At 61.3% G+C, this 15,242-nt stretch carries 14 protein-coding genes; 10 read left to right on the plus strand and 4 right to left on the minus strand.

What is annotated here, in order from left to right; genetic code table 11:
* Positions 1-12: 12 nt before the first annotated feature.
* The 7 genes from eutB (at position 13) to HU762_RS14965 (ending at position 7,902) form a co-directional block, all read left to right on the plus strand.
* On the plus strand, positions 13-984 hold the full coding sequence (gene eutB / locus HU762_RS14935; protein ID WP_186638241.1) for a hydroxyectoine utilization dehydratase EutB: 972 nt from the start codon (positions 13-15) through the stop codon (positions 982-984).
* Between the two features lie 22 nt (positions 985-1,006).
* Positions 1,007-1,999 carry a cyclodeaminase gene (locus HU762_RS14940; protein WP_186638248.1) on the plus strand — a complete coding sequence of 331 codons (993 nt, stop codon included), beginning with the start codon at positions 1,007-1,009 and terminating at the stop codon, positions 1,997-1,999.
* Positions 2,000-2,039: 40 nt separating this feature from the next.
* Complete coding sequence (doeA, locus tag HU762_RS14945) at positions 2,040-3,230, plus strand: ectoine hydrolase DoeA (RefSeq protein ID WP_186638255.1); 1,191 nt, start codon at positions 2,040-2,042, stop codon at positions 3,228-3,230.
* 3 nt (positions 3,231-3,233) lie between these two features.
* Complete coding sequence (gene doeB / locus HU762_RS14950) at positions 3,234-4,235, plus strand: N(2)-acetyl-L-2,4-diaminobutanoate deacetylase DoeB (protein WP_186638265.1); 1,002 nt, start codon at positions 3,234-3,236, stop codon at positions 4,233-4,235.
* Between the two features lie 187 nt (positions 4,236-4,422).
* Positions 4,423-4,902: an Lrp/AsnC family transcriptional regulator gene (locus HU762_RS14955; RefSeq protein ID WP_186638266.1), complete on the plus strand. Its 480-nt coding sequence runs from the start codon at positions 4,423-4,425 to the stop codon at positions 4,900-4,902.
* Positions 4,903-5,032: 130 nt separating this feature from the next.
* Positions 5,033-6,520, plus strand: a complete 1,488-nt coding sequence (locus HU762_RS14960) for an NAD-dependent succinate-semialdehyde dehydrogenase (RefSeq protein ID WP_186638267.1) — start codon at positions 5,033-5,035, stop codon at positions 6,518-6,520.
* Positions 6,517-7,902 carry an aspartate aminotransferase family protein gene (locus HU762_RS14965; protein ID WP_186638268.1) on the plus strand — a complete coding sequence of 462 codons (1,386 nt, stop codon included), beginning with the start codon at positions 6,517-6,519 and terminating at the stop codon, positions 7,900-7,902. Before HU762_RS14960 ends, HU762_RS14965 begins: the two co-directional genes overlap by 4 nt.
* 122 nt (positions 7,903-8,024) lie before the next feature.
* Here HU762_RS14965 and HU762_RS14970 read toward each other — a convergent pair whose 3' ends face one another.
* Entirely contained in the window at positions 8,025-8,462 is a 438-nt protein-coding gene (locus HU762_RS14970) for a DUF1043 family protein (RefSeq protein WP_186638269.1), read from the minus strand.
* A gap of 148 nt (positions 8,463-8,610) precedes the next feature.
* On the opposite strand from HU762_RS14970, the gene HU762_RS14975 reads away from it, so the two are divergent.
* From HU762_RS14975 to zapE, 3 genes are all read left to right on the plus strand, one after another.
* Positions 8,611-9,240 carry an alpha/beta fold hydrolase gene (locus HU762_RS14975; RefSeq protein WP_186638424.1) on the plus strand — a complete coding sequence of 210 codons (630 nt, stop codon included), beginning with the start codon at positions 8,611-8,613 and terminating at the stop codon, positions 9,238-9,240.
* A gap of 25 nt (positions 9,241-9,265) precedes the next feature.
* The gene (locus HU762_RS14980) at positions 9,266-10,621 is read left to right on the plus strand and encodes a tryptophan--tRNA ligase (protein WP_186638271.1); all 1,356 of its coding nucleotides are present in this window, start codon (positions 9,266-9,268) and stop codon (positions 10,619-10,621) included.
* A gap of 101 nt (positions 10,622-10,722) precedes the next feature.
* Positions 10,723-11,817 (plus strand): cell division protein ZapE, encoded by a 1,095-nt coding sequence (gene zapE / locus HU762_RS14985; RefSeq protein ID WP_186638274.1) that lies wholly within the window; start codon positions 10,723-10,725, stop codon positions 11,815-11,817.
* A 136-nt stretch (positions 11,818-11,953) separates the two neighbouring features.
* On the opposite strand, the gene HU762_RS14990 is transcribed toward zapE, so the two are convergent.
* The 3 genes from HU762_RS14990 to HU762_RS15000 form a co-directional block, all read right to left on the minus strand.
* Positions 11,954-12,952, minus strand: coding sequence for an asparaginase (locus HU762_RS14990; RefSeq protein ID WP_186638277.1), 999 nt, complete (start codon positions 12,950-12,952; stop codon positions 11,954-11,956).
* Positions 12,953-13,030: 78 nt separating this feature from the next.
* Positions 13,031-14,242 (minus strand): hypothetical protein, encoded by a 1,212-nt coding sequence (locus tag HU762_RS14995; RefSeq protein WP_186638280.1) that lies wholly within the window; start codon positions 14,240-14,242, stop codon positions 13,031-13,033.
* A 15-nt stretch (positions 14,243-14,257) separates the two neighbouring features.
* Positions 14,258-15,145: a nitrilase family protein gene (locus HU762_RS15000; protein WP_186638283.1), complete on the minus strand. Its 888-nt coding sequence runs from the start codon at positions 15,143-15,145 to the stop codon at positions 14,258-14,260.
* Positions 15,146-15,242: the final 97 nt, after the last annotated feature.

The raw sequence follows: 15,242 nt of genomic DNA on the forward strand, positions 1-15,242 counted from the left end.
CGGGACGCGGTCATGGCAGTGTTGCAGCTACAGGATGTCTATCTCGCTCGCCAGCGCATCGAGTCGCTGGTGCGACGCACGCCCATGGAACATTCTCCCAGCCTGTCGCGACTGATGGGCGTGGCGGTGTATCTCAAGCTCGAATCCATGCAAATCACTGGCAGCTTCAAGCTGCGCGGGGCGAGCAATGCCGTGGCGCAACTCAGCCCGGAGCAGAAGGCGTCAGGCGTGGTGACGGCCTCGACCGGTAACCATGGTCGGGCACTGGCCCATGCCGCGTCGCAACAAGGGGTCAAGGCGATTGTCTGCCTGTCGAACCTCGTGCCGGGCAACAAAGTGCAGGCGATCCGCGACCTGGGTGCCGAGGTATGCATCGTTGGCCAGTCCCAGGACGATGCCCAGCGCGAAGCCGAACGCATTGCCAAAGATGAGGGCGCGACCTTCCTGCCGCCCTTCGATCATCCAGCGATCATCGCCGGCCAAGGCACCCTCGGCCTGGAGATCCTTGAACAGCAACCCGACGTGGCCCAGGTGCTGGTGCCGTTGTCCGGCGGCGGCTTGTTTGCCGGTGTGGCCCTGGCGCTCAAAAGCGCCAATCAAGCGATACAAGTCCACGGCATCAGCATGGCGCGAGGCGCTGCAATGCACGCCAGCCTCGCCGCCGGACACCCGGTGGACGTCGAAGAATTGCTAACCCTGGCCGATTCCCTCGGCGGCGGCATTGGCCTGGACAACCGCTACACCTTCGACATGGCGCGCCAACTGAGCGATGACATGCACCTGCTCTCGGAAGCTTCGATCGCCAACGCCATCCGCCACGCCTATCACCAAGAACGCCTGGTGCTCGAAGGCGCTGCCGTGGTGGGTATCGCGGCGTTGCTCGACGGCTTGGTCGAACCGCGTGGCCCGATTGTGGTGGTGCTCAGCGGGCGCAACGTCGACACCGAACAACATGCCCGCGTGATCGCTGGCGCCAACGCTTGATAACCCGTTAACGGAGCCTGTCATGAGTGAAGTCACCCTATTGAGCGAAGCCGACTTGCGCAGTTGCGTGGCCCTGGATTTGGCCAGCATCGACGCCGTCGAACAGGCCTTCGTGCTGTTGGCCACCGCCGCCGTGGCGATGCCGCCGATCCTGCGGCTGGACATCCCCGAACATAACGGCGAAGTGGACGTAAAGACTGCTTACCTGCCAGGCCTGGAACGGTTCGCCATCAAGGTCAGCCCGGGTTTTTTCGATAACCCCAAGCTCGGCCTGCCCAGCCTCAACGGCATGATGATGCTGCTCTCGGCGCGCACCGGTTTGCTGGAGGCGCTGTTGCTGGACAACGGCTACCTCACCGCCGTGCGAACGGCAGCGGCAGGGGCGGTGGCGGCGCGGTGCCTGTCTCGCGAAGACAGCCGCAGCGTTGCGCTGATCGGGGCCGGCGAACAGGCGGCGTTGCAGCTTCAGGCGCTGCGGCTGGTGCGACCTATCGAGGAGGTGCGGGTCTGGGCGCGGGACGCAGAGAAGGCCAAGGCGTTCAGCGCTGAACTGGCGCGCGCCAGCGGATTATCGGTCACCGCGTGTCGCACGGTCGACGAAGCCCTGGAGGGGGTGGACATCGCCATCACCTGCACCCCCAGCCGCGAGCCGCTGATCGAGGCGCGCCATTTGCGCCCCGGCCTGCACATCACCGCGATGGGCTCCGACGCTGAACACAAGAACGAAATTTCTCCGCAAGCCCTGGCGGCTGTCGATTGCTACGTCGCCGATCGCCTGAGCCAGACCCGCGTGCTCGGCGAGTTGCACCACGCCCTGGCGGCCGGCACCGTTCGCGATGACCTGGCGCTTCTGGAGCTGGGGCGGGTGCTGGCGGGGCAACGGGCCGCACGTATCAGCCCGTCGCAAATCACCCTGTGCGACCTCACGGGCACCGGCGCCCAGGACACCGCCATCGCCAACCTGGCGTTCGAGCGGGCGCGGGCGGCGGGCACGGGTTTCCCATTCGGCCGCTAACCATTTTTCATTCGTGCGTCATTGATCAGAGGGCAGATGGATGTCAGAGATAGTCGTCAATCTTCCGTTTAAACGGGAGGAATACGCCCAGCGCCTGGCGAAGGTTCGGGCCGCCATGCAGGCCCAGGGCCTGGAGCTGCTGGTGGTGACCGATCCGTCGAACATGGCCTGGCTCACCGGCTATGACGGTTGGTCGTTCTATGTGCACCAGTGCGTGCTGCTTGCATTGGACGGCGAACCCGTGTGGTTCGGTCGCGGCCAGGATGCCAACGGCGCCAAGCGCACGGTATTCATGCAGGCCGACAACATCGTCGGCTACCCGGACATCTACGTGCAGTCCCGCGAGCGCCACCCGATGGACTACCTGTCCCGCGAGGTGATCATCGCCCGTGGCTGGGGCGCGCTGACCATCGGCGTGGAGATGGACAACTATTACTTCAGCGCCGCCGCGTACCTGTCGCTGCAAAAGCACCTGCCCGAGGCGAAACTGGTGGACGCGGTTGGCCTGGTAAATTGGCAGCGGGCGGTCAAGTCGCCCCAGGAAATCGCCTACATGCGCATCGCCGCGCGCATCGTCGAGAACATGCACGGCCGGATCCTCGAGCGGATCGAGCCGGGCATGCGCAAGAACGAACTGGTGGCGGAGATCTACAGCAGCGGCATCCTCGGCGCCGACGGCCATGGCGGTGACTACCCGGCCATCGTGCCGCTGTTGCCCACCGGCGCCGATGCCAGCGCGCCGCACCTGACCTGGGACGATTCACCGTTCGAGAAGGGCGCCGGCACCTTTTTTGAAATCGCCGGTTGCTACAAGCGTTACCACTGCCCGCTGTCGCGGACCATTTACCTGGGCAAGCCGCCGCAGCATTTCCTCGACGGCGAAAAAGCCGTGGTCGAAGGCATCGCCGCCGGTCTGGATGCGGCCAAGCCGGGCAACACCACCGGCGACATCGCCGTGGCGTTTTTCAAGGTGCTGGAGAAATTCGGCATCCACAAGGACAGCCGTTGCGGTTACCCCATCGGGATCAGTTATCCACCGGATTGGGGCGAGCGCACCATGAGCCTGCGCCCCGGCGACAACAGCGTGTTGCAACCGGGCATGACCTTCCACTTCATGCCGGGGCTGTGGATGGACGATTGGGGCCTGGAAATCACCGAGAGCATCCTGATCACCGAGACCGGCGTCGAGACGCTGTGCAACGTGCCCCGTCAACTGTTCGTGAAGGATTGAGCCATGCCTGACGTGCCCAACAATCCCATCAGCGCCACGGTCGACTTCAGCCGCGAGGGCGTGCAGCACGGTTTTCTCAAGTTGCCGTATTCGCGGGACGACTCGGCCTGGGGCGCGGTGATGATTCCCATCACTGTGATCCAGCGTGGCAGCGGCCCGACGGCGCTGCTCAGTGGCGGCAACCACGGCGACGAATACGAAGGCCCAGTGGCCCTGAGCAAGCTGGCGCAGCAGTTGAGCGCCGAAGACGTCAGCGGGCGGGTGATCATCGTGCCGTTCATGAACACCCCGGCGTTTCATGCCGGGCGCCGGACCTCGCCGATCGACAAAGGCAACCTCAACCGCAGTTTTCCCGGCAGGCCGGACGGCACCGTCACCGAGAAAATCGCCGACTATTTCAATCGCACCTTGTTGCCGCTGGCGGACATTGTCCTGGACATCCATTCCGGTGGCCGGACCCTGGATTTCCTGCCCTTCGCCGCCTGCCATGTATTGCCTGACAAAACGCAGCAGGCCCGTTGCGAGGCCGGGATGCTGGCATTCAACGCGCCGTATTGCATGCGCATGCTTGAGCTGGACGCCGGGTCGATGTACGACACCGCGGCCGAGTCGCAAGGCAAGGTCTTCGTCACGACCGAGCTGGGTGGCGGCGGTTCGTCGAGCGCGCGTAGCGTGGCGATTGCCGAGCGGGGTGTGCGCAACCTGTTGGTCCACGCCGGCATCTTGCGGGGCTCGATCGAGTTGCAACCGTCGCTGATACTCGACATGCCGGACGCCAGTTGCTTCATCGCCAGTGAGCACGACGGCTTGCTGGAAATGTGCCGTGATCTCGGCGAAAACGTGACCCAGGGCGAGGTGGTGGCGCGGATTTACGACGCCACCCGCAGCGGCGTCGCCCCGGTCGAATACCGCGCCGCTCGCAGCGGCCTGCTGGCGGCCCGGCACTTTCCCGGGTTGGTGCAGTGCGGCGATACGCTGGTGGTGATTGCGGATGTGTTGGCGTGATCCACCTCAACTGACACACCACCCCGTGGCGAGGGAGCTTGCTCCCGCTCGGCTGCGAAGCAGTCGTCGCTTTTTTGGCCTGAGCCATCGCGACTCTGACATTGGGGCCGCTGCGCGGCCCAGCGGGAGCAAGCTCCCTCGCCACGGGAGATGGTGTGATGTTTGAATTTTCTGGAGAGCCCGGCCCATGCACAAGCTCGATCGCTACGACCTGAAGATCCTGCAGATCCTCGCCGAGGACGGGCGGATCACCAAGTCGAGCCTGGCCGAGGCCATCAACCTCTCGGTGACGCCGGCCTGGGAGCGGGTGCGCAAGCTGGAAGCGGCGGGCCTGATCATTGGCTACCGGGCGCAGATCGATTGGGGCGCGGTGTTCAAGCGTCAGCAGGTGCTGGTGGAAATCACCCTGGCCCGACACACCGCCCAGGACATGCGCCGTTTCGAGCAACGCATGATCGCCGCGCCGGAAGTGGCGTTCTGTTACGCCACCGGCGGTGGTGTGGATTACTTGGCGATGATCCAGGCGCCGGACGTTGATGCCTACCAGCGTTTCGTCGATCAACTGCTGCTTGAAGACCTTGGCATCGAACGCTATTTCACCTACATCGTCACCAAGACCATCAAGACCGCCGGCGCGTTGCCAGCGGAGTTGACGGCTTCTTCCTGAGCACCGCAGAAACCACTTTCCAGCAGGTTCTTTCCAGAAAAAACCCAAGGTCTGACCCCGCGCAAACACCCGAAATCCCGAGCGCCGCTGCCCTAGCATGGGATCACGCAAACGGTCTGGAGTGAACGTCATGCCTTATCAACATCCGCTGCTGTTCAAGGCGCTTTGCTACATCGACGGCCATTGGGTCCACAGCGACAGTGGCCAGAGCATCGCGGTGCACAACCCTGCCACCCGCACGGTCATCGGTCATGTGCCGATGCTCGATCAGCCGCAGATCGTCGCGGCGGTGGACGCGGCGCATCGCGCCTTCCCGGCGTGGCGCGAGCAGAGCCTGGAAACTCGCGGCGCGATCCTGCGGCGCTGGGCAGCGTTGATCACCGAGCACAGTGAAGACCTGGCGCGCATTCTCAGCCTGGAACAGGGCAAGCCGTTGGCCGAATCCCGTGGCGAAATCGCCTATGCCGCCAGCTTCATTCCATGGTTCGCCGAAGAGGCCCGACGCCTGTATGGGCAGAACATCCCCAGTCACATCCTCAATGCTCACTTGGGCACCCTCAAGGAACCGGTGGGCGTCTGCGCGTTGCTCACACCGTGGAATTTCCCATCGGCAATGATCACCCGCAAGGCCGCCGCCGCACTGGCCGCCGGCTGCACGGTGGTGATCAAGCCAGCCCATGAAACACCGTATTCGGCCCTGGCATTGGCACAACTGGCCGAGGAGGCAGGTTTTCCCGCCGGGGTCTTCAACGTGGTCTTGGGCGAGCCGCAAATGGCCATGGAAACCCTGGTCAAGGACCGTCGCGTGCGCTCGGTGAGTTTCACCGGCTCGACCCGAGTGGGCAAATTGGTCCTGCAAGCGGCGGCCCATGACGTGAAAAAAGTCGCGTTGGAGTTAGGGGGTAACGCGCCGTTCATTGTCTGCGCCGACGCCGATTTGGCGCTAGCGGTGAAAGTCGCCGTCGAAGCGAAGTTCCAGACGTCGGGCCAGGATTGCTGTGCGGCCAACCGGATCATGGTGCAGCGTCCGGTCTATCAGGCATTTCTTGCGCGTTTCGCCGAAGCTGCCCGTGCCTTGCGGGTCGGGCCGGCAATGGTCGATCAACAAGAGCAGGGCGTGGACGTCGGCCCGTTGATGCACCAGGCGGCGTTCGATGGGACTGCTGATCGTGTCGCCGATGCCCTGGCCCTCGGCGCTCAACGCCTGGTGGGCGGCGAGGCTCACGCCTTGGGCGGGTTGTTCTATCAGCCGACCGTGCTGGCCGATGTCACGCCGCAGATGCGTATCTACCGTGAGGAAAATTTCGCGCCCATCGCCGGGGTGATGCCGTTCGACACCTTGGACGAGGCCATCGAAATGGCCAACGACACCGAGTACGGCCTGGCGGCCTATATTTGCTCGAACCGCCTGGACGTCATTTATCCGCTGATTCGCCGTCTCGACCACGCCATGGTCGCGGTCAACGGCGTCAAGTTCACCGGCCACCCGATTCCCTTCGGTGGCATGAAAGCCTCGGGCCTCGGCCGCGAGGGTGGCAGCGAGGGCTTCGAGCCCTTTGTCGAAACCAAATATTTTTGCCTGCACCATCAAGGCCAGTTCCCAGGAGAGCCCGCATGAGCCAAGAACTCAACACGCTGTTCGAACAAGACCGTGCGCATTTCATGCACCCCTCGACCCACGCCCATGATCACGCAAGTGGTGCGCTCAAGGGACGGATCATCAAGAGCGCGTCAGGTATTCGCATTCGCGACCATGAAGGGCGTGATTTCATCGACGCTTTCGCCGGGCTCTATTGCGTGAACATTGGTTACGGACGCACCGAGGTCGCCGACGCCATCTATAAGCAGGCCAAGGAATTGGCCTATTACCACACCTATGTAGGCCATTCGAGCGAGGCGATCATCGAGCTGTCCAGCCGCATCATGGATTGGGCGCCGGAGGGGATGAAGAAGGTTTATTACGGGTTGTCCGGCTCCGACGCCAACGAAACGCAGATCAAACTGGTGCGTTACTACAACAACGTCCTGGGCCGGCCGCAGAAGAAGAAAATCATCTCCCGTGACCGTGGCTACCACGGCTCGGGCATCATGACCGGCAGCCTGACTGGGCTGCCGGCCTTTCACCAACACTTCGACCTGCCGGCGGAAGGCGTCAAGCACACCGTATGTCCGCATTGGTATCGCAAGGCCCCGGCGGGCATGGACGAAGCGAACTTTGTGCGTTATTGCGCCGATGAGCTGGAAAAAATGATCCTCGCCGAAGGCCCGGACACCGTCGCGGCGTTCATCGGCGAACCGGTGATGGGCACTGGCGGCATCATCGTTCCGCCAGCGGGTTATTGGGATGCAATCCAGGCCGTGCTGGACAAGTACGACGTGCTGCTGATCGCCGACGAGGTGGTCTGCGCGTTTGGCCGCCTCGGTTCGAAAATGGGCAGCCAGCGCTATGGCATGAAGCCGGACCTGATCACCACCGCCAAGGGGCTGACCAGTGCTTATGCGCCGTTGTCGGCGGTGATCATCGGCGAAAAAGTTTGGAGCGTGATTGAAAAAGCCTCCCAGGCCGAAGGCGCGATGGGCCATGGCTGGACTTACTCCGGACACCCGATCTGCGCGGCGGCGGCCCTGGCCAACCTCGACATTCTTGAACGGGAAAACCTCACGGCCAACGCTGAAGACGTGGGCGGCTACCTCAACCGTAGGTTGCGTGAAACCCTTGAAGGTCATCCGCTGGTGGGTGAAGTCCGGGGTGATGGCATGTTGGCGGCGGTGGAATTCATGGCCGATCGTGAACAGCGCACGGCGTTCGACCCGGCACTGAAAGTTGGCCCGAAGGTTTCGGCCGCCTGCCTGGAGCGCGGCATGATCGCCCGCGCGATGCCCCACGGTGACATCCTGGGCTTCGCCCCACCGCTGATCCTGACCCGCGAAGAGGCTGACCTGATCGTCGACATCACCAAGGGGGCTATCGACCAGGTGGCGGGTGAGGTGTTGGCTTAACTGAGATGCCTCAGGACACCAATCCCTGTGGTGGGGGAATCAAATTGAAGTGAGAAAATAGAACCAATAAAAAGCCCGCCCGATCATGCGATCGGGCGGGCTTTTTGGGTGTCGCTCGAAATTTACTTCTTCAACCCGTAATGCTCATCGAGCATGCCGGGTGAATTCGGCGCCTTGGGGGCGTAGTCCCGTGGCGGTTCCTGGATCCCTTTTGGTGGGGTCAGGCGTTCCCGTGGCGTCTGCGCCGCATCGGCTTGCAGGGCGGCCAGCAGACGTTGGCGAGTCTGTTCGTCCAGGGCCAGGCGGTTGGCGCCTTCGGACAGATGATCCTGGACGTCCTGGTAACTCTGGGTGAGTTTCTTCACCAGGGACGCGGTGCTGTTGAAGTGAGTGACCACTTCATTCTGGTAACTGTCGAAACGTTCCTGGATGTCGTCCAGCTGACGCTGCGTGCTGTTGGGCACCGCGTTGGGCAGCAGTCGGGCAACCAGGAATCCAATGGCGACACCGGCAACCAGGGCAAGAGTCGGCAACAGCCAAACTAAGAGCGAGTGTTCCACGAGTCCTTCCTCTATAAACGGCTTTGCTTTACGTTAACGGCTCGGACCTGCGCTGTATACCGCGAAGAACATCGCAATCATGCCAGGCACAGACTTTTAGCTAGACGAGTCGACCCTATTCGGGGTCACGGAGTTCTTTCCCTTGCTTATGCGCGAAACCCCTGTATTCATCGATGGCCCCGTGGGCCAACTGGAAGCCTTGTATCTGGACAGCGAAGCGCCCCGTGGCCTGGCGCTGATCTGCCACCCGAACCCGGTGCAGGGCGGGACCATGCTCAACAAGGTGGTCTCGACCCTGCAACGTACCGCTCGCGACGCCGGCCTGGTTACGTTGCGTTTCAATTATCGCGGCGTGGGTGCCAGTGCTGGCAGTCACGATATGGGCACCGGCGAAGTGGACGATGCCCAAGCCGCGGCCGCCTGGCTGCTGGAAAAGTATCCCCAGTTGCCGCTCACGCTGTTCGGTTTCTCGTTCGGTGGTTTCGTCGCCGCGACCCTCGGCGGTCGGTTGCAAGCCCAGGGCCAGGCGCTCAAGCACCTGTTCATGGTCGCACCTGCCGTGATGCGCCTGGATGAACATTCGCCCTTGCCGACGGGTGGTGAGTTGACGGTGATCCAGCCTGAAACCGATGAAGTCGTCGATCCCCAGCTTGTCTACGAATGGTCCGACACGCTGCAGCGCCCCCACGAGCTGCTGAAAGTGGCAGAATGCGGACACTTTTTTCATGGCAAGCTGACCGATCTCAAGGATCTGCTCCTGCCGCGCCTCTCGAATTGACAGCAGTCTGACAAGCGATAAACCCATGACGACGCGTACCCGTATCCTGACCGGCATCACCACCACCGGCACCCCGCACCTGGGCAACTATGCCGGCGCCATCCGTCCGGCGATCCTCGCCAGCCGCGACAGCAATGCCGATTCGTTCTACTTCCTGGCCGATTATCACGCCCTGATCAAATGTGACGACCCGCTGCGTATCCAGCGTTCGCGCCTGGAGATCGCCGCCACCTGGCTGGCCGGTGGCCTGGACGTGGAACGCGTGACGTTCTATCGCCAGTCCGACATTCCCGAAATCCCGGAACTGACCTGGCTGCTGACCTGCGTCGCCGCCAAGGGCCTGCTCAACCGCGCCCACGCCTACAAGGCCTCGGTGGACAAGAATGTCGAGACCGGCGAAGACCCGGACGCCGGCGTCACCATGGGCCTCTACAGCTACCCGATCCTCATGGCTGCCGACATTCTGATGTTCAACGCCCACAAGGTGCCGGTCGGCCGCGACCAGATCCAGCACGTGGAAATGGCCCGCGACATCGGCCAGCGCTTCAACCACCTGTTCGGCCAGGGCAAGGAGTTCTTCACCATGCCCGAGGCGCTGATCGAAGAAAGCGTCGCCACGCTGCCGGGCCTCGACGGTCGCAAGATGTCCAAGAGCTACGACAACACCATCCCGTTGTTCAGCAGCGCCAAGGACATGAAGGACGCGATCTCGCGGATCGTCACCGACTCCCGCGCGCCGGGCGAAGCCAAGGATCCGGACAATTCGCATCTGTTCACGCTGTTCCAGGCGTTCGCCACCCCGGCGCAGTCCGCCGAATTCCGTAGCGAGCTGTTGCAGGGCTTGGGGTGGGGCGAGGCGAAGAACCGCCTGTTCCAGTTGCTCGACAGCGAGCTGGGTGAAGCGCGCGAGCGTTATCACCAGTTCATCGAGCGTCCATCGGACCTTGAAGACATCCTGCAACTGGGCGCGAGCAAGGCCCGGGCCGTGGCAACGCCGTTCCTCAACGAACTGCGTGAGGCCGTTGGCCTGCGGTCCTTCGTCAGTCAGGTCCAAGTCGCCACCCAGACTAAAAAGAAAGCAGCCAAGGCGGCACGTTTCGTCAGTTTCCGCGACGAGGATGGCAGCTTCCGCTTCCGCCTGCTGTCGGCCGATGGCGAGCAACTGTTGCTCTCGAGCAATTTCGCTGACGGCAAGACCGCAGGCCAAGTGACCAAGCAACTGCAAGCTGGCCAGCCGCTGGACGTACGCAATGACGACCTGGGTTTCAGCGTCTGGCTCGACGGCGAATGCGTGGCCAACAGCCCGGTTTTCGCCGACAGCAGCGCCCGGGACGCGGCGATCGACGCCTTGCGTGTCGCCCTGACGCCTGCGCAGGACTGATCCCAGGCATTATCCGACCATCGGCCCGAAAAAGGGCCGATTGCCATTCTTCCGGGCCATCGCTACAGTGACGGCCCGTTTTTGTTGCCTTGCTAACGAATATGACGCCCCTAGAACGATATCAAGCTGATCTGAAACGCCCGGAGTTCTTCCACGACGCAGCCCAGGAAACGGCCGTGCGGCACTTGCAGCGCCTGTACGACGACTTGATTGCCGCTTCGAACAACAAGCCGGGCTTCTTGGGCAAACTGTTCGGCAAAAAAGACCAGGCGCCGGTCAAGGGCCTGTACTTTTGGGGCGGCGTCGGCCGTGGCAAGACCTACCTGGTGGACACCTTCTTCGAAGCGCTGCCGTTCAAGGAAAAGACCCGGACGCACTTCCACCGCTTCATGAAGCGTGTGCACGAGGAAATGAAGACCCTGGGCGGCGAAAAGAACCCGTTGACCCTCATCGCCAAGCGTTTTTCCGACGAGACCCGGGTGATCTGCTTCGATGAGTTCTTCGTTTCCGACATCACCGACGCCATGATCCTCGGCACCTTGATGGAAGAGCTGTTCAAGAACGGCGTGACCCTGGTCGCCACCTCGAACATCGTGCCGGACGGCCTGTACAAGGACGGCCTGCAACGCGCGCGCTTCCTCCCGGCGATCAAGCTGATCAAGGAACACACTGAAGTCGTCAACGTCGACAGCGGTGTGGACTATCGCCTGCGTCACCTTGAGCAAGCGGAGTTGTTCCACTTCCCGTTGGACGCCGCCGCTGAAGAGAGCTTGCGCAAGAGCTTCCGCGCCCTGACGCCGGAATGCACCCAGGCGGTGGAAAACGATGTGCTGATCATCGAGAACCGCGAGATCCGTGCCATCCGCACCTGTGACGACGTGGCGTGGTTCGATTTCCGCGAACTCTGCGACGGTCCCCGCAGCCAGAACGACTACATTGAACTGGGCAAGATCTTCCACGCCGTGCTGATCAGCGGCGTCGAGCAGATGAGCGTCACCACTGACGACATCGCTCGCCGCTTCATCAACATGGTCGACGAGTTCTACGACCGCAACGTGAAGCTGATCATCTCGGCCGAAGTCGAACTCAAGGATCTCTATACCGGCGGTCGCCTGACCTTCGAATTCCAGCGGACCCTGAGCCGTCTGCTGGAAATGCAATCCCACGAATTCCTGTCGCGGGCGCATAAGCCTTAGGGGATTGGCGAATCCGAAAGTCCTGCGATTGCCGTCATGCTGTTCGCTCTGGGTTTGTCTGAATCATTGTGGCGAGGGAGCTTGCTCCCGCCGGGGTGCGCAGCAGCCCCTCAAACCACTATGATTCAGGTAAGTCTCAAGGCTGCTGACACCGGATGTCCTCTTTCAGATAGCGAGCCAAATCATCCTGTCGTCGGCAACCAATCAGTAGCCACAAGAGAATCCTGGCTTTGCGTGGACAGGCAAAGCCAGCCATCGATGCGCCTCTGCGAATCAAATCCATCTCGCCGCCCTTGAACCCGTAAGTTGAACGAGCCGTGGGTCCTGAGCCGCAGCGAGTTGCAATGATGACCGGGATTTTCTTGGCGATATCATCAATCGCCTCAGCCCAGGTTTCCGAAAGGTGTCCAGCACCGAAACCGGCGATCACCAACCCGTCGTAACCTAATGTGAGAATGTTTTCCAGCAACAGTGTGTCGGCAGACAGCGACGCCTGTAGCAAGGCAACTTTCTGTGTCGTATGTTGCGGCAAGGGCAGGACGTTGCGCGGCAGAGTGGGGCGCAGATAGTGAACTTTACCCTCCGACAATAGACCGGCCGGGCCGACGATGGGTGAAGAAAATGCCTGCAATGCCATTGAATCGGTTTTGCGAACTGCGTGCGCCGGGTGAATTTGCCCGTTCATTACCACCAGAACGCCACGTCGACGGCTATTGTCGGCCAAGCCAACCCGGCAAGCATCCAGTAGATTCGCCGGTCCGTCGGCCCCTGCCTGGGCAGCCGAGCGCATGGCGCCGGTAAGCACCAACGGCTCGTCATGGTTCCAAAGGTGATCGAAAAATGTGGCGCTTTCTTCCAGCGTGTCCGTGCCCTGCGTGATGACAACACCCACGGCACCTTGCTCAATCTGATAGTTCGCCCAGCTGAGGACACTCAGTAAAAAATCGAAATTCAGTGAAGCGCTCGGTAACATCCCGAGGGTTTCGACGTTGACGTGTGCCAAACTCGTCAACTCCGGTACCGCAGCCATCAGGGTTTCACCGCTGACGGTCGGGATCACGCCTTTGCTGGCGGCCTGGGCCCGCATGCTCACGGTGCCGCCAATTGACGCGATGGCCAGTTTGGGCAGATCCATATGATATACACCTCGCTTACTTGTAGTAGAAATGGCTGTATCCGCCTCAAGGCCGCAATACAGCCATGCCGTGAAGGCTCAGTTGGCTATCAGAAGTCCGATAAACGGAATGATGAGTAAGGTACTGATGGCCATCGACAGGACATTTGCGATGAAGGCATGCATGTCGGCTGGTAACCGCTTAGCAATTGCGCACGCCAATGGTGGCGCAATCAATGCACCCAGCGACGCGCTTGCGGCAATCACCTGCCAACTGGCGCCGTAGGTCAAAACCGCTGCCGGCACGACCGATACCAGCGGAATGTAGGTGGGGTACCATCCTCGCAATATCCACTGTCGACGCCATATCACCACACCCAGCGCCGAAGTCAGCGCCTGTGCACCGATCAGTTGGGGCAATAAACCCGAGCCGTAAGCCGGGCTCATTGGGTTCAAGGTGAAAGCCAGCAACGCGCCCAGTATCAGACCGAGGCTGGCCCATTCATTGCCGAAGAATGGCGCCTCTGAAAAATCTGCCAAAACCCGGCGCAAACTCCAGACGACACCGTAGTCAGGCGCCTTGGCGTTGGTGGGTGCTGGTGGCGGTTCGCAGGGTTTCCCGGATGCCTGCGACTTCACCAGGCTCGGCAGGTAGCGACAGAGCAGAAACGCAATGACGCTGGCGATAGCCATCCCCGAGACATTCCCGATCACCACCGGTAGCCCAAGTGGATTGCAGACGTAATTGACGATTAATAAGCACGCCGGGGTGACGAGCAAAGCGCCCATGATTGCGCCATTGATCGCAATCTTCCAGCCGCCGCCAAACATCAGCACCATCGCCGCCGGCAATGAAACAAAAGCCGCAAACGTGGGCTGCCAGGCCGTGGCGGTAACGGTCCAGCCCCACAGCAGGTTGCTCAGCAATAGCCCAAGCAGCGAACTGGTAATCAGCCAAGGCCACAGGCCGCTGCCATAGCAGATGGAAAATCCTTGCCAGGCTTTTCCGGTCCGATTGGCCCGGTACGCCAGATACGCTCCGGCGAGCAGCCCAATAGAGGCGAACTCATGTTTGTAGAACGCAACCTCGCTGATATCTCCCAGCACCCAGCGTAACCAGGCACTTGGTTGCGGCAGGTTGGATACCATGTGGCTGTAGTCTGGCCAGAGGTCTGGCCAGGAAGCGCGGTTCGTGAACGAAAGCCAGATCACCAGCGCTATCGCGCCAAGCATCAGCAAAGTGATGGCGATATCCAGCGGTGATCTGGCGGTATGTTGGCGTTGGTCGAGCTTCTCGCGTGTAGTTTCCATTGAGTCGCTCCCTTATCAACGCGGCAGACAAGGGTGCTGGGTATAGCCGAGCATTTGATCGTAAAGGTCGGCTCGACGATCTCGGTGCAAGTCATTCAAATTGTTCCAGATGGCAGCGCTTCGGGAACTGGTCAGGTCAATATCGGCAAAAAGCACTTCTTGTTGGTCAGCCGAAGCCACCGCACCGATCGGCCAGCCGTTGGTGCCAGCGATCAACGAACAGCCCAGGTAGCGGGCACCTCGCTCCTCACCTATGCGGCTTGCCGCTGCAATAAATACGTTGTTTACATGCGCTGCCGTCATCGTCAGGTACGACGCCATGCACTTGCCTGCGTCATCGAACAGAGGCGGTGGCGTCCAGACCCAGTTGTTCAAGCTGCAAATGATGTCCGCGCCTTGCTGGCTGAGAATTCGCGGCACTTCCGGGAACCAGATATCCCAGCAAATCAGCAACCCTATACGGCCTATTGGTGTGTCAAACACCGGAAAACCCAGGTCACCCGGTGTGAACCACAGTTTCTCCAGATTCCACAAATGCGCTTTTCGATACTTGCCGATAAATCCGTCGGGCCCCACCAGAACGGCAGTATTGAAGAGCCGCATGCCTTCACGCTCCGTCAAACCAGCCACCAGGTAAATCTTGTGCTGGCGGGCGAAGTCCATCCAGGCTTGCACGCTCTGTCCGCCGGGGATTGATTCGGAGTGGTCGAACGCATCCTGTCGGTTGCTGAAGAAATAACCGGTACTTGATAACTCGGGCAGGACGATGAGATTCGCTCCGCCGTTCACTGCCTCCAGGGCCAGAGCAAGGCTGCGGTGCAGATTATCCTCGCGATTGTTGATGCCGACCTGGGGGTCGAATTGCACGACTGCTACACGAACAGGACTGGTTGGCTCGCTCATTTTTCGTAAACCTCTTCTTATTGTTATTCACGCTGTTTAATGGCGTGTTCATAAGAGGTGAAACGGGCGCGGAGCGTAAGTCAGCCGTTTCCGTTTA

The sequence above is a fragment of the Pseudomonas sp. SWRI92 genome (assembly GCF_014268685.1).
Classification (GTDB): Bacteria; Pseudomonadota; Gammaproteobacteria; order Pseudomonadales; family Pseudomonadaceae; genus Aquipseudomonas; species Aquipseudomonas marvdashtae.

What these genes read in the sequence shown, in the direction of transcription:
- zapE (WP_186638274.1), top strand. Translation starts at nt 10,723, where the DNA reads ATGACGCCCCTAGAACGATATCAAGCTGATCTGAAACGCCCGGAGTTC.
- HU762_RS14975 (WP_186638424.1), top strand. Translation starts at nt 8,611, where the DNA reads ATGCGCGAAACCCCTGTATTCATCGATGGCCCCGTGGGCCAACTGGAA.
- HU762_RS14965 (WP_186638268.1), top strand. Translation starts at nt 6,517, where the DNA reads ATGAGCCAAGAACTCAACACGCTGTTCGAACAAGACCGTGCGCATTTC.
- HU762_RS14940 (WP_186638248.1), top strand. Translation starts at nt 1,007, where the DNA reads ATGAGTGAAGTCACCCTATTGAGCGAAGCCGACTTGCGCAGTTGCGTG.
- HU762_RS14990 (WP_186638277.1), bottom strand. Translation starts at nt 12,952, where the DNA reads ATGGATCTGCCCAAACTGGCCATCGCGTCAATTGGCGGCACCGTGAGC.
- HU762_RS14955 (WP_186638266.1), top strand. Translation starts at nt 4,423, where the DNA reads ATGCACAAGCTCGATCGCTACGACCTGAAGATCCTGCAGATCCTCGCC.
- doeB (WP_186638265.1), top strand. Translation starts at nt 3,234, where the DNA reads ATGCCTGACGTGCCCAACAATCCCATCAGCGCCACGGTCGACTTCAGC.
- doeA (WP_186638255.1), top strand. Translation starts at nt 2,040, where the DNA reads ATGTCAGAGATAGTCGTCAATCTTCCGTTTAAACGGGAGGAATACGCC.
- HU762_RS14980 (WP_186638271.1), top strand. Translation starts at nt 9,266, where the DNA reads ATGACGACGCGTACCCGTATCCTGACCGGCATCACCACCACCGGCACC.
- eutB (WP_186638241.1), top strand. Translation starts at nt 13, where the DNA reads ATGGCAGTGTTGCAGCTACAGGATGTCTATCTCGCTCGCCAGCGCATC.
- HU762_RS15000 (WP_186638283.1), bottom strand. Translation starts at nt 15,145, where the DNA reads ATGAGCGAGCCAACCAGTCCTGTTCGTGTAGCAGTCGTGCAATTCGAC.
- HU762_RS14995 (WP_186638280.1), bottom strand. Translation starts at nt 14,242, where the DNA reads ATGGAAACTACACGCGAGAAGCTCGACCAACGCCAACATACCGCCAGA.
- HU762_RS14960 (WP_186638267.1), top strand. Translation starts at nt 5,033, where the DNA reads ATGCCTTATCAACATCCGCTGCTGTTCAAGGCGCTTTGCTACATCGAC.